At 53.5% G+C, this 13,013-nt stretch carries 15 protein-coding genes; 8 read left to right on the top strand and 7 right to left on the bottom strand.

What is annotated here, in order from left to right; translation table 11 throughout:
* Nucleotides 1-117 precede the first annotated feature (117 nt).
* From AC6I8N_RS11295 to oppF, 6 genes are all read left to right on the top strand, one after another.
* A complete protein-coding gene (locus tag AC6I8N_RS11295) occupies nt 118-1,752 on the top strand; it encodes an ABC transporter substrate-binding protein (protein ID WP_497829073.1) in 1,635 nt (544 codons plus the stop codon).
* A gap of 162 nt (nt 1,753-1,914) precedes the next feature.
* Entirely contained in the window at nt 1,915-3,555 is a 1,641-nt protein-coding gene (oppA, locus tag AC6I8N_RS11290; protein ID WP_208723532.1) for an oligopeptide ABC transporter substrate-binding protein OppA, read from the top strand.
* Between the two features lie 80 nt (nt 3,556-3,635).
* Nucleotides 3,636-4,556: an oligopeptide ABC transporter permease OppB gene (gene oppB / locus AC6I8N_RS11285; RefSeq protein ID WP_013509342.1), complete on the top strand. Its 921-nt coding sequence runs from the start codon at nt 3,636-3,638 to the stop codon at nt 4,554-4,556.
* 15 nt (nt 4,557-4,571) lie between these two features.
* Entirely contained in the window at nt 4,572-5,480 is a 909-nt protein-coding gene (gene oppC / locus AC6I8N_RS11280; protein ID WP_036625040.1) for an oligopeptide ABC transporter permease OppC, read from the top strand.
* A gap of 11 nt (nt 5,481-5,491) precedes the next feature.
* Nucleotides 5,492-6,505: an ABC transporter ATP-binding protein gene (locus AC6I8N_RS11275; RefSeq protein ID WP_021183065.1), complete on the top strand. Its 1,014-nt coding sequence runs from the start codon at nt 5,492-5,494 to the stop codon at nt 6,503-6,505.
* Nucleotides 6,502-7,503, top strand: a complete 1,002-nt coding sequence (oppF, locus tag AC6I8N_RS11270) for a murein tripeptide/oligopeptide ABC transporter ATP binding protein OppF (RefSeq protein ID WP_021183066.1) — start codon at nt 6,502-6,504, stop codon at nt 7,501-7,503. The genes AC6I8N_RS11275 and oppF overlap by 4 nt, the downstream gene beginning before the upstream one ends.
* 45 nt (nt 7,504-7,548) lie before the next feature.
* Here oppF and AC6I8N_RS11265 read toward each other — a convergent pair whose 3' ends face one another.
* Together AC6I8N_RS11265 and cls are read right to left on the bottom strand one after the other, a co-directional pair.
* Complete coding sequence (locus tag AC6I8N_RS11265; protein ID WP_013509338.1) at nt 7,549-7,878, bottom strand: HI1450 family dsDNA-mimic protein; 330 nt, start codon at nt 7,876-7,878, stop codon at nt 7,549-7,551.
* A gap of 36 nt (nt 7,879-7,914) precedes the next feature.
* Nucleotides 7,915-9,375 carry a cardiolipin synthase gene (cls, locus tag AC6I8N_RS11260; RefSeq protein ID WP_497829072.1) on the bottom strand — a complete coding sequence of 487 codons (1,461 nt, stop codon included), beginning with the start codon at nt 9,373-9,375 and terminating at the stop codon, nt 7,915-7,917.
* 162 nt (nt 9,376-9,537) lie between these two features.
* Here cls and AC6I8N_RS11255 point away from each other — a divergent pair, with 162 nt between their 5' ends.
* A complete protein-coding gene (locus AC6I8N_RS11255; protein WP_152521863.1) occupies nt 9,538-9,711 on the top strand; it encodes a YciY family protein in 174 nt (57 codons plus the stop codon).
* Nucleotides 9,712-9,726: 15 nt separating this feature from the next.
* On the opposite strand, the gene AC6I8N_RS11250 is transcribed toward AC6I8N_RS11255, so the two are convergent.
* On the bottom strand, nt 9,727-9,897 hold the full coding sequence (locus tag AC6I8N_RS11250) for a hypothetical protein (protein ID WP_497829071.1): 171 nt from the start codon (nt 9,895-9,897) through the stop codon (nt 9,727-9,729).
* A gap of 1 nt (nt 9,898) precedes the next feature.
* Nucleotides 9,899-10,195: a YciI family protein gene (locus tag AC6I8N_RS11245; RefSeq protein ID WP_497829070.1), complete on the bottom strand. Its 297-nt coding sequence runs from the start codon at nt 10,193-10,195 to the stop codon at nt 9,899-9,901.
* A gap of 204 nt (nt 10,196-10,399) precedes the next feature.
* Here AC6I8N_RS11245 and tonB point away from each other — a divergent pair, with 204 nt between their 5' ends.
* Nucleotides 10,400-11,143: a TonB system transport protein TonB gene (gene tonB / locus AC6I8N_RS11240; protein WP_208723528.1), complete on the top strand. Its 744-nt coding sequence runs from the start codon at nt 10,400-10,402 to the stop codon at nt 11,141-11,143.
* Nucleotides 11,144-11,179: 36 nt separating this feature from the next.
* Here tonB and yciA read toward each other — a convergent pair whose 3' ends face one another.
* The 3 genes from yciA to AC6I8N_RS11225 form a co-directional block, all read right to left on the bottom strand.
* On the bottom strand, nt 11,180-11,596 hold the full coding sequence (yciA, locus tag AC6I8N_RS11235; protein ID WP_021183072.1) for an acyl-CoA thioester hydrolase YciA: 417 nt from the start codon (nt 11,594-11,596) through the stop codon (nt 11,180-11,182).
* A gap of 66 nt (nt 11,597-11,662) precedes the next feature.
* Nucleotides 11,663-12,202 carry a septation protein A gene (locus AC6I8N_RS11230; protein ID WP_021183073.1) on the bottom strand — a complete coding sequence of 180 codons (540 nt, stop codon included), beginning with the start codon at nt 12,200-12,202 and terminating at the stop codon, nt 11,663-11,665.
* A 51-nt stretch (nt 12,203-12,253) separates the two neighbouring features.
* A complete protein-coding gene (locus tag AC6I8N_RS11225; RefSeq protein WP_415174541.1) occupies nt 12,254-12,988 on the bottom strand; it encodes a YciC family protein in 735 nt (244 codons plus the stop codon).
* Nucleotides 12,989-13,013: the final 25 nt, after the last annotated feature.

Genomic DNA, 13,013 nt, shown 5'->3' with positions numbered 1-13,013 from the left:
GCGGGTATTTGTTCTGATAATTTTCGGACCATCACAATTTTTTTATCTGATAGTCAAAAATGTGTACGGTTCTTGCTTACACGCTATCAGGTTTATGTTTAGGGTTGATTTCTGTTGATGAAATGGAAGGTAGCGAAGGTCACGGCGTTTTCACCTCTCGCCTTTTGCCTGTGGGGTTTGTTTAGCCAAAGCCAGGCGGCTGAGATTCCTGTGGGGACACAATTATCCGACACCCAGCGCATTGTGATTAATAATGGCAGCGAAGTGGCGTCCCTTGATCCGCAAAAAATCGAAGGCGTACCGGAATCCAATGTGATCCAAAGCCTGCTTGATGGTCTGGTCAACACTGACAACAACGGGAAGATTGTGCCCGGCGTCGCGGAAAAGTGGCAGAACGATCAGGGACGCGTCTGGACCTTTACCCTGCGTGATAACGCGCGCTGGAGCAACGGTGAACCCGTAACGGCGCAGGATTTTGTCTACAGTTGGCAGCGTCTGGCTGATCCCAAAACCGCTTCCCCTTATGCCAGCTATTTACAGGCGGCGCATGTGGAGAATATTGATGCGGTGATGTCGGGGAAAGCCAAACCTACAGCGCTGGGCGTCAAAGCACTGGATGCCCGTCATTTCCAGGTTACGCTCTCTGAACCGGTTCCCTATTTCCTTTCAATGGTCGCCAACACTGCGATGAAGCCGGTTTATCGTCCGGCGGTGGAGCAGTGGGGCGAACAATGGACTCAGCCTGAACACTACGTCAGTAATGGTCCTTATACCCTGAGCCAGTGGGTGGTGAATGAAAAAATCGTGGTGAAGCGTAATCCACTTTACTGGGACAACGCCCACACGGTGATTGAAGAGGGTGTTTATCTGCCCTTGTCGTCGGAAAACAGCGACGTTAATCGCTATCGCAGCGGCGGCACGGACATGACCAACAGCGTTGTGCCGCCCGATATGTTCCATAAATTGCAGCAGGACCTCGGTGATGAGGTCAAAGTCAGCCCGCTACTGTGCACCTTCTATTACGAAATCAATAACAAGAAAGCACCGTTTACCGATGCTCGGGTGCGTACTGCGCTGAAGCTGACGCTGGATCGTGACATCATCGCGCAGAAAGTAATGGGGCAGGGGCAAATTCCCGCTTATAGCCTGACGCCGCCGTTTACCGATGGCATCACGCTTTCTCCGCCCGCCTGGTTTAAGCAGACGCAGGCGGAACGGAATGCCGCAGCCAAAAAGCTGTTGGCTGAAGTCGGCTTTAATGATCAGCACCCGCTGCGTTTCACGCTGTTGTACAACACCTCCGAGCAAAATAAAAAACAGGCGATTGCTGCGGCTTCTATGTGGCAGAAAAACCTTGGTGCGGTGGTGACGCTACAGAATCAGGAGTGGAAAACGCTACTCGAAACACGTCATCAGGCGCAATACGACGTGGTGCGCGCGACCTGGTGCGCTGATTACAACGAACCATCGACCTTTCTGAATATGTTGCTGACTGGTGCCTCAATTAACACCGCGTTTTACAGCAACCCGGCTTTTGACCAGTTGATGAATAAAACCCTCACGGTGTCGGATGCGGCAGCGCGTGCGGCGCTTTATCAACAGGCTGAGACGCAACTGGATAAAGACTCGGCGATCATTCCGGTCTATTACCGTGTCAGCGTGCGACTGGTGAAACCCTGGGTGGGGGGCTTTACCGGCCAGGACCCGCAGGATCTCATCAATCTGAAATACTATTACATAAAGAAACATTGAGTAATGGGCTGAACCGGCGCTACAGTCGGGCGGCACGTTACCGTGGCAACACCTGAAAAGGTGATTGCGATCTCTGACCAGACAGGGCGGAGATCTCCCGGATACGGGGTACGCCGGGCGGTGTTAACTTCCCGGTGACGATAATAAAACTGGAGCGTAATAATGAACAACATCACGAAAAAAAGCCTGATCGCCTTAGGTGTGGTTGCGGCGATTGGCGCGCTGGCAGGGAATGCCGCGCTGGCAGCAAATGTGCCAGCAGGCGTTGAATTGGCAGCAAAGCAGGAGCTGGTGCGCGGTAATGGCGACGAGGTCCAATCTCTGGACCCGCATAAAATTGAGGGTGTGCCGGAAGACAACGTGGCGCGCGATCTGTATGAAGGTCTGTTGGTCAGCGACAGCGATGGCAAACCGGTTCCGGGTGTTGCTGAAAGCTGGGAAAATAAAGACTTTAAAGTCTGGACTTTCCATCTGCGTAAAAATGCCAAATGGTCCAATGGCGCGCCGGTAACAGCACAGGACTTCGTTTACAGCTGGGAGCGTCTGGTTGATCCCAAAACCGCGTCACCGTACGCCAGCTATCCGCAATATGGTCACATCGCCAACGTTGATGACATCATTGCCGGTAAAAAACCGATTACCGATCTGGGCGTAAAAGCGCTTGACGATCATACGCTGGAAGTGACCCTCAGCGAGCCGGTGCCTTATTTCGACAAACTGCTGATCAACTCCGTGATGTCTCCGGTGTACAAACCGGCAATTGAAAAATTTGGCGACCAGTGGACGCAGCCGCAAAACTGGGTGGGTAACGGTGCCTTTAAATTACAAGACCATGTGATCAACGAGCGTATTACGCTGGTACGTAACCCGGAATATTGGGACAACGCACATACCGTGCTGAACAAGGTCACTTTCCTGCCGATCAACTCAGAAGTCAGTGATGTGAACCGTTTCTTCTCCGAGAACGGCAGCGACATGACTTACAACAACATGCCGATCGAGCTGTTCAAAAAGCTGCAACGTGATAACCCGAAAGAACTGCACGTAGATCCGTATCTGTGTACTTACTACTACGAAATTAACAACCAGAAAGCACCGTTCACTGACCCGCGTGTGCGTGCTGCGCTGAAACTCGGCCTTGATCGCGACATCATGGTGAACAAAGTTCTGGCACAGGGCCAGCAGCCAGCCTACAGCTTCACCCCGCCAGCTACCGATGGCATGGAGATTCTGCCGCCAGACTGGTTCAAGTGGTCACAGGAAAAACGTAACGCAGAAGCGAAGAAACTGCTGGCTGAAGCCGGTTATACCGCTGATAAACCGCTGACGTTTAACCTGCTGTACAACACCTCCGATCTGCATAAAAAACTGGCGATCGCAGCAGCATCTATCTGGAAGAAAAACATTGGCGTGAACATCAAACTGGAAAACCAGGAGTGGAAAACCTTCCTGGATACCCGTCATCAGGGCAACTTTGATGTGTCCCGTGCCGCCTGGTGTGCAGACTATAACGAACCAACGTCGTTCCTGAACATCATGGTATCTGACAGCAGCAGTAACACCTCGCACTATAAGAGCGCAGAATTTGACAAGGTGATCAAAGACGCAATTAAAGCGCCTGACGCCAAAGGTCGTGCTGCCGATTATCAGAAAGCCGAGCAGATCCTGGATAAAGACAGCACCATCGTGCCGGTTTACTACTACGTGAACGCGCGTCTGGTGAAAACCTATGTGGGTGGTTACACCGGCAAAGATCCGCTGGATAAAACCCTCGATAAGAACTTTTATATAATTAAACACTAATAGCACACAGGCTATAAGACAGAGGCGGTGCTGCGGCACCGCCCATTACTTTGTGAAGCAACAGCCTGGTAGGTACGGCAATGTTAAAATTCATCCTGCGCCGGATTCTTGAAGCGATTCCGACGCTCTTTGTTCTAATCACCATCTCCTTCTTTATGATGCGACTGGCCCCCGGCAGCCCCTTTACGGGTGAGCGTACCCTGGCGCCTGAAGTCATGGCCAATATCGAAGCCAAATATCATCTCAACGACCCCATCGGCAAACAGTACGTTGATTACCTGATCCAGTTGGCGCACGGCGACTTTGGTCCCTCCTTTAAATATAAGGATTACAGCGTTAACTATCTGGTGGGACATGCCTTCCCGGTATCAGCCAAGCTCGGGCTTGCCGCCTTTGTGCTGGCAATGGTGCTGGGCATTGCGGCGGGCGTGATAGCCGCGTTAAAACAGAACAGTTTATGGGATTACGCGGTGATGGGGGTCGCCATGACCGGCGTGGTGATACCCAGTTTTGTGGTAGCGCCATTGCTGGTGCTGATCTTCGCCATCACCCTGCGCTGGCTGCCTGGCGGCGGCTGGAATGGTGGGCAACTGCAATATATGCTGCTGCCGATGGTAGCGCTGTCGTTAGCGTATATCGCCAGCATCGCGCGTATCACGCGTGGTTCAATGATTGAAGTGATGCACTCCAACTTTATCCGCACCGCGCGGGCGAAAGGGCTGCCGCTGCGTCGTATCGTGCTGCGTCATGCGTTGAAACCGGCACTGCTGCCCGTCATCTCCTATATGGGACCGGCTTTCGTCGGCATCATCACCGGTTCAATGGTGATCGAGTCGATTTACGGCCTGCCGGGTATTGGTCAGCTGTTTGTGAATGGTGCGTTGAACCGTGACTATTCGCTGGTGATGAGCCTGACCATTCTGGTTGGTGTGCTGACTATTGTGTTTAACGCGGTCGTTGACGTGCTGTATGCCGTTATCGATCCGAAGATTCGCTACTGACGCCGGAGTTCGCCCATGATGTTAAGTAAGAAAAACAGCGAAGCTCTGGATGCCTTCAGTGAAAAGCTGGAAGTGGAAGGGCGCAGCCTGTGGCAGGATGCGCGTCGTCGCTTTATTCATAACCGCGCCGCGCTACTCAGTTTGCTGGTGCTGGTGCTGATCGCGCTGTTTGTGATTTTTGCGCCGATGCTGTCGCAATTCCGCTACGACGATACCGATTGGGGCATGATGTCGGCTCCGCCGGATACCACTTCGGGTCACTGGTTCGGTACCGACTCTTCCGGGCGTGATCTGCTGGTGCGCGTGGCCATCGGTGGCCGTATCTCGCTGATGGTGGGGATTGCCTCTGCGTTGATTGCGGTGCTGGTCGGCACCTTGTACGGTTCGGCTGCCGGTTATCTTGGCGGTAAAACCGACTCGGTGATGATGCGTATTCTGGAGATCCTCAACTCCTTCCCGTTTATGTTCTTCGTCATTCTGCTGGTGACCTTCTTTGGCCGTAATATCCTGCTGATTTTTGTCGCCATCGGCATGGTGTCGTGGCTGGATATGGCACGTATCGTGCGCGGGCAAACCCTGGGCCTGAAACGTAAAGAGTTTATCGAAGCCGCGCAGGTTGGTGGGGTATCAACGATGAACATCGTGTTGCGCCATATCGTACCTAACGTCCTTGGTGTGGTGGTGGTGTATGCCTCGCTGCTGGTACCCAGCATGATCCTGTTCGAATCCTTCCTCAGCTTCCTCGGCCTGGGTACGCAGGAGCCGCTGAGCAGTTGGGGGGCGTTGTTAAGCGACGGGGCAAACTCGATGGAAGTTTCCCCCTGGTTGCTGATGTTCCCGGCGGGTTTCCTTGTGATCACGTTGTTCTGTTTTAACTTTATCGGCGATGGCCTGCGTGATGCCCTCGACCCGAAAGATCGTTGAGGAGTTTCCCGATGACCATTCATGAATTTCAGCCAGCAATGGCGGCCCGTGCGGGAAGCAACCTGTTGTTAGATGTTAAAGATCTGCGTGTCACCTTTGGTACGCACGATGGCGATGTCACTGCGGTCAACGATCTCAACTTCTCGCTGCGAGCCGGTGAAACCCTCGGTATCGTTGGCGAGTCGGGTTCCGGTAAATCGCAGACCGCGTTTGCGCTGATGGGACTGCTGGCGAAAAACGGTCGCATTGGCGGATCAGCCAAATTTAACGGCCAGGAGATCCTCAACCTGCCGGAAAATACGCTGAATAAACTGCGCGCCGAGCAGATCGCGATGATCTTCCAGGACCCGATGACCTCGCTGAACCCTTACATGCGCGTTGGCGAACAGCTGATGGAAGTACTGAAGCTGCATAAAGGGATGAGCAACGCCCAGGCGTTTGAAGAGTCAGTGCGTATGCTGGATGCGGTAAAAATGCCGGAAGCACGCAAACGCATGAAAATGTATCCGCATGAATTCTCCGGCGGGATGCGCCAGCGCGTAATGATTGCTATGGCGTTGCTGTGTCGTCCGAAATTATTGATTGCCGATGAACCCACCACCGCATTAGACGTGACGGTACAGGCGCAAATCATGACGCTGCTGAACGAACTGAAGCGTGAGTTCAACACGGCGATCATCATGATTACGCACGATCTGGGCGTGGTTGCCGGGATCTGCGACAAGGTGCTGGTGATGTATGCCGGGCGTACTATGGAGTATGGCCGGGCGCGTGATGTGTTCTATCAACCGGCGCATCCGTACTCGATTGGTCTGCTGAGCGCGGTACCGCGTCTCGATGCCGAAGGGGAGTCGCTGATGACGATTCCGGGTAACCCGCCCAACCTGTTACGTCTGCCGCAGGGGTGTCCGTTCCAACCGCGATGCCCGCATGCGATGGATGTCTGTGCCAAAGCCCCGGCACTGGAACCTTTTGGTGAAGGCCGTCTGCGCGCCTGCTTCAAGCCGGTGGAGGAGTTAGTATGAACGCCGTAGCTGAGAAAAAAGTGTTACTGGAAATCGCCGATCTGAAGGTGCATTTCGATATCAAAGATGGCAAGCAGTGGTTCTGGCAACCCGCCAAAACCCTGAAGGCGGTGGATGGCGTGAGCCTGCGCCTGTACGAGGGGGAAACCCTCGGCGTGGTGGGTGAATCCGGCTGTGGTAAATCGACGCTGGCACGCGCAATCATCGGGTTGGTGAAGGCCACTGATGGTCGTGTGGCGTGGCTGGGACGCGATTTGCTGGGACAGAGTCAGGAAGAGTGGCGCAAAGCGCGCAGTGATATCCAGATGATCTTCCAGGACCCGCTGGCGTCGCTCAACCCGCGTATGACCATCGGCGATATCATTGCGGAGCCGCTGCGCACCTATCATCCGAAGATGCCGCGTCAGGAAGTGAAGGACAAGGTCAAAAACATGATGATGAAGGTTGGCCTGCTGCCCAACCTCATCAACCGTTATCCGCATGAGTTTTCGGGCGGTCAGTGTCAACGTATCGGCATTGCGCGTGCGTTGATCCTCGAACCGAAGCTGATTATTTGTGATGAACCCGTTTCTGCGCTCGATGTGTCGATTCAGGCGCAGGTGGTGAACCTGTTGCAGCAGCTGCAACGTGAGATGGGGCTGTCGCTGATCTTCATCGCGCACGATCTGGCGGTGGTTAAACACATTTCTGACCGTGTATTGGTGATGTATCTCGGTCATGCGGTGGAGCTGGGGACTTACGATGAGGTCTACAGCAATCCGCAGCACCCGTATACGCGTGCGTTGATGTCAGCGGTGCCGATTCCCGACCCGGATCTGGAGAAGAACAAACAGATTCAGCTGCTGGAAGGTGAACTGCCGTCGCCGATCAATCCGCCATCAGGTTGCGTATTCCGCACTCGTTGTCCGATAGCCGGGCCGGAGTGTGCCAAAACGCGTCCATTGTTGGAAGGCAGCTTCCGTCATGCGGTGTCTTGTCTGAAGGTCGATCCGCTATAAAACACAACGCCGGGCAAGTGCCCGGCGTTCATTGTCATGCTGCGATCATTCGCGCCAGAGAATATGACACAACTTGTGGTCTTTCTCGCGGCACAGCAGAATACGCGCGAACACATCGGTAATCGGCTCACCATCGGCTTCACCTAGACCAATCACCACCTCAGAGAAAAAGTCAGGGTTCAGGTCAAAATCGACATGCTCCTGCCAGTCTTCTGACGGATCGAACAGCTCTGCGCCACCGCGTTCCTCAAATTGCAGGTTGAACAAAATGATATCTGCGGGATCGAGATTGTCGCCTGCCAGCTCAAGAAAAATATCGTAAGCCTGCTCCAGCGTTTCATCTTCGGTAAGGCGGTTATTTAAATCCATAGTCATTGGCGTGCCCTGCGGCGGTAAATATTTCCGCTCGTTTTACAGTAAAGGACTGAAGAAGTAAAACAGTCGTTCGACGATGCGTTGCCACCAGGCACGTTTTGCCCAGCGAGCGCCATCCAGCAGGCGTGAACGCGCGATGTAATCATCCTGTACGCAGGCGAGATCGCTACCAAAACCGGCGTCATCCACCACCAAAGTAATCTCAAAATTGAGCCACAGGCTGCGCATATCCAGATTCACCGTACCCACCAGGCTGAGCTGACCATCAACCAGCACGCTTTTGGTATGCAGCAGGCCATCTTCAAACTGGTAAATCTTCACCCCCGCCTCCAGCAGCTCGGTGAAAAAGGCACGACTGGCCCAGCCCACCAGCAGCGAATCATTATGGCGTGGCACCACAATGCTGACCTCGACCCCGCGCAGTGCTGCGGTACAAATGGCATGCAGCAAGTCATCGCTCGGCACGAAATACGGCGTGGTCATGATCAACTGATGACGAGCCGAGTAAACGGCAGTCAGCAACGCCTGATGAATCATGTCCTCGGGGAATCCTGGACCAGAAGCGATCACCTGAATGGTGTGGCCGCTCTCTTTCTCGAACGGCATGATATTGGTATCGGGTGTCGGGGGCAGGATACGTTTGCCGGTTTCAATCTCCCAGTCGCACGAGTAGACAATCCCCATGGTGGTCGCCACCGGGCCTTCCATACGTGCCATCACATCAATCCATTGACCGACTCCAGAATCTTGTTTAAAGAAGCGCGGATCGACCAGGTTCATGCTGCCGGTGTACGCGATGTAGTTATCAATCAACACTACTTTGCGATGCTGACGCAAATCCATCCGGCGCAGGAATACACGCAGCAGGCTGACCTGTAACGCTTCCACCACGTCGATACCGGCATTGCGCATCATGCCGACCCACGGGCTACGGAAGAAGGCGACGCTGCCTGCGGAGTCGAGCATCAGGCGGCAATGGACACCACGGCGTGAGGCGGCCATCAGCGATTCTGCCACTTCATCGGCGAGGCCGCCGGGTTGCCAGATATAAAACACCATCTCGATGTTATGGCGTGCCAGTTGGATGTCGCGAATTAACGCATGCATGACATCGTCGGAGTTGGTCAGCAACTGCAACTGGTTACCTTTAACCCCGGCGATACCCTGGCGGTGATGACAAAGCTGAAACAGCGACAGCGCCACGTCGCTATGTTCGGTGGCAAAAATATGGCGACATTGTTTCAGGTCGTTCAGCCATTTGGCGGTAGAAGGCCACATGGTGCGCGCGCGTTCCGCACGGCGTTTACCCAGATGCAGTTCACCAAATGACAAATACGCAATGATACCCACCAGCGGCAGAATATAAATGATCAGCAACCAGGCCATTGCGGAGGTGACGGCACGGCGTTTCATCAGAATACGCAGCGTCACCCCGGCGATAAGCAACCAGTAGCCAAAGAGCAGCAACCAACTGATAAGGGTATAAAATGTGGTCATTAAGTGGACGTCCCGTTCGCGCTTTGATGAGCAAAGTTTACGTGTTGCTGAACGGTAGCGAAACCTTTAATCATTACGGGGTAACGATAAGCGATTCGAATTGGCATTTTATGGCAGATCACTATAATGCGTGCCGGTGATTAGCCTGTCTGAGAGGATGTGATGAGACGAAGCAGAAATGAAGTGGCTCGCTGGAGAATGTTACGTCAGGTGCAGCGTCGTCGTGCGCGCTGGCTGGAAGGGCAGTCACGTCGTTACAAGCGTATTCACGCTATTCGTCATCAGGTCGCGCAGCAGCATCGCCGCTCCATCCTGTTTATCACCCAGAATGCCTGATAAACAATGCGGCGCCTAAGCGCCGCGCAGAACTAAAGTCAGGTTAACCATCTGTAGCGCCGCTGCCAGCACAATCAACATCACAATTTGCTGCCGTGCGCGGCGAAAGCCTTGCCGACGCCATATCCAGAGTGCTCTGCCGATCAGAATGAAAACGATGATCAGCAGAATCAGCGTGCGCCACATATCAGAAAACGCGTTTAAACGGCTTTACTGATACCTGCTTGTAAACGCCCGCCGCGATATAAGGGTCGTCATTGGCCCAGGATTGTGCCGCTTCCAGTGACGGGAACTCTGCAATCACCGTAGAACCGGTAAAACCGGCCGCGCCAGGATCGTTGCTGTCGACGGCGGGCATTGGGCCAGCCACAATCAAACGCCCTTCATCCTGCAACAATTGCAGACGTGCCAGATGGGCAGGGCGTACAGCGGTGCGTTTTTCGAGCGAGTCAGCATTGTCTTCCGCATAAATGACATAAAGCACGATAGGGAACTCCCGTTAGACTGGTCTGATTTGCCGAACACGTTAAGTGATCGTTAATCAGAGTGCAAACGAAAGATAATCCCACTGCCATCCAGCGCAAATGGGGCTAAAAAAGGCATTTACTGTACACACTTAACTCTGCTTGTTGAAACTGATTGCTATTTGCATTTAAAATCTGCGCTTCACTCAATGAACATGACTGTTATGACGACGCTGACTACGCCTTTTCCCAAACGTACCCCGGTTTCTGTGCTGTTATCTGTGGTTCTTCACGGTACGGTAATTGCCGGCATTCTTTATGCATCGTTTCATCAGGTCATTGAGGTTCCGAAAGCATCCCAACCGATCAGCGTTACAATGGTGGCGCCTGAAGTGCAGCCTGAACCTGCGCCAACCGTGCAGACCCCGCCGCCACCGGAGCCAGAACCCACTCCTGAGCCAGTACCAGAAGTCGCGCCGGAACCACCAAAAGCTGAGCCAGTTCCGATCCCGATTCCAAAACCTGAGCCGAAGCCAAAACCCAAGCCGAAGGTAGAGAAGAAGCATGAGCCGAAACGTGAGGTGAAACCACGCGAAGAGGCGAAGCCGCAGGCTCCGGTGAAAACTGACGCCCCAACTACCCAGACGCGCCCGACGACCGCACCGCGAACCACGCCAACCTCCACGCCTTCGGTTTCTGATGGCCCGAAAGCGATGAGCGTCAGTAAGCCAGCCTATCCGGCACGCGCCTTCGCGCTGCGCGTTGAGGGGCGGGTGCGGGTACAGTTCGATGTGGATAGTGACGGTCGTGTCGATAACATTCAGATTCTGTCTGCGGAACCGCGCAACATGTTTGAACGTGAAGTAAAGCAGGCGATGAAGAAATGGCGCTATCAACCAGGGCGTCCCGGCACCAACCTGACGATGAATATCGTGTTCCGCATCAACGGTGGCGCGAACATCGAATAAGAAAAAAGCGGTCAATGACCGCTTTTTTTAGCGCTGTTAATCACTCAGATTGGCTTTACCCGGTGGCAGTGGCCGTGACTTGCCGGAGTTATCAATAGCAACATAAATAAACACCGCTTCGGTCGCACAATATGTCTGACCAATCGGTTCCGACGAGACTTTTTTGATCCACACTTCCACGTTGATGGTCATCGAGCTGTTACCGGTGCGAATGCAGCGGCAATAGCAGCTCACCACATCACCTACCGCAACGGGTTTCAGGAAACTCATGCCATCCACCCGTACTGTTGCGACACGGCCCTCAGCAATCTCTTTTGCCAGGATGGCACCGCCCATATCCATCTGCGACATCAGCCAGCCGCCAAAAATATCACCGTTGGCGTTGGTATCTGCTGGCATCGCCAGCGTGCGCAGCACCATTTCGCCTTGCGGCAATTTATGTTTTTCGTCCATTGCTTCAGTTCTTATGCAGGTGAGGCGGCAAGCGCCAAAAAACCCGGCAGAGCCGGGCATCAGAGATTATTTTTCTTCTTGTTGTGGCATGTGTCGCCAGATGTATGCGCCACTTAACAGGGTAAACAGCAGGGTAAGACCTGTCAGACCAAACACCTTAAAGTTAACCCAAAACTCCTGCGATAACCAAAATGCAACATAAATATTCGCCAGCCCACAGGCAAGGAAGAAAATCGCCCAGGCAATATTCAGACGACGCCAGACCGTATCCGGGAGCTGCAACTCTTTACCCAGCATGCTTTGAATCAGCGGTTGCTGCATAAACCATTGGCTGTAGAGCAACGCCAGCGCAAACAGAGAGTAAATCACCGTCACTTTCCATTTGATAAATTCATCGTTATGGAACACCAGCGTCAGCGTGCCAAACACGGCAACCAGTACGAAGGTGATGATGGTCATTTTTTCCAGTTTGCGGTACAGCACCCAACTGGCGATCAGCGCGATACCTGTGGCAACCACCAGCGCGCCCGAAGCGACAAAAATGTCGTAAAGCTTGTAGAAAACGAAGAACACGACCAAAGGGAGAAAATCGAGTAACTGCTTCATAGAATATCCAGTCAGGGGCGTTAATTCAGGCGCTCAACGAGCGCCATAAGGTTAACGTAACAGCATATACAGCCGGTACAGGTAGATAATCAGGATGGCGGAAACCAGGTTCCCCAACGCATTCAAAACCACAGACGCGACATTGGCGGGCAGTACCGTCAGCGAGGAGAAAAAGAACATCAGCGCAATTTTCGCCAACAGCCAGACAATAATGGCCGGCGCGATCAGTTTCATATTTTTCCACGCCATGCGCATACTGGCGCGCATCGCACTCATCACACCCATCTTCTCATTGACCAGCATCACCGGTGCCAGCGATAGCAGGATCGCCAGCATTACCCCTGGCACCATCAGCACCATAAAGCCGAGTTGCACCAGCAGGGTGATTAAAAAGGTTTGCAGCAGCAATTTGGGCAGCGTTGGTGCTGAAGCACCGATGGCACGCAGCGCGCTCACACGCTGACCGCTTGATACCATCGGGATCAGGCACAGCATACCGCCTAATAACAAGGTATTTCCCACCAGCGCCGCGAAGGTGCCTGCCGCCGAGGCGCGCAGCAAAATACGCTGCTGTTCCGGCGACATATTCTGTACCAGTTCAAACAGCGAAGAAGCGCTGTCATCGCTCTGACTCAACAGCGACAACTGGTCAGCACCAGGCGTCAGGGCGTGGCCGATAATCACGGTTATAAATGAGGTAAGCAACGCCATCAGCACAATGGTAATCAGCTGATGGCGCAGAAAATTTCCTGTGTCACGGTATAACGAGCTTGCCGTGATAGACATGTACACTCCTTGGAGAAACCGGGTT

Source organism: Pantoea sp. X-Soil-TKNS-1279 (assembly GCF_059730565.1).
Note: the sequence above shows the minus strand (reverse complement) of the source record. Positions and strands in the feature narration are given on the sequence as shown.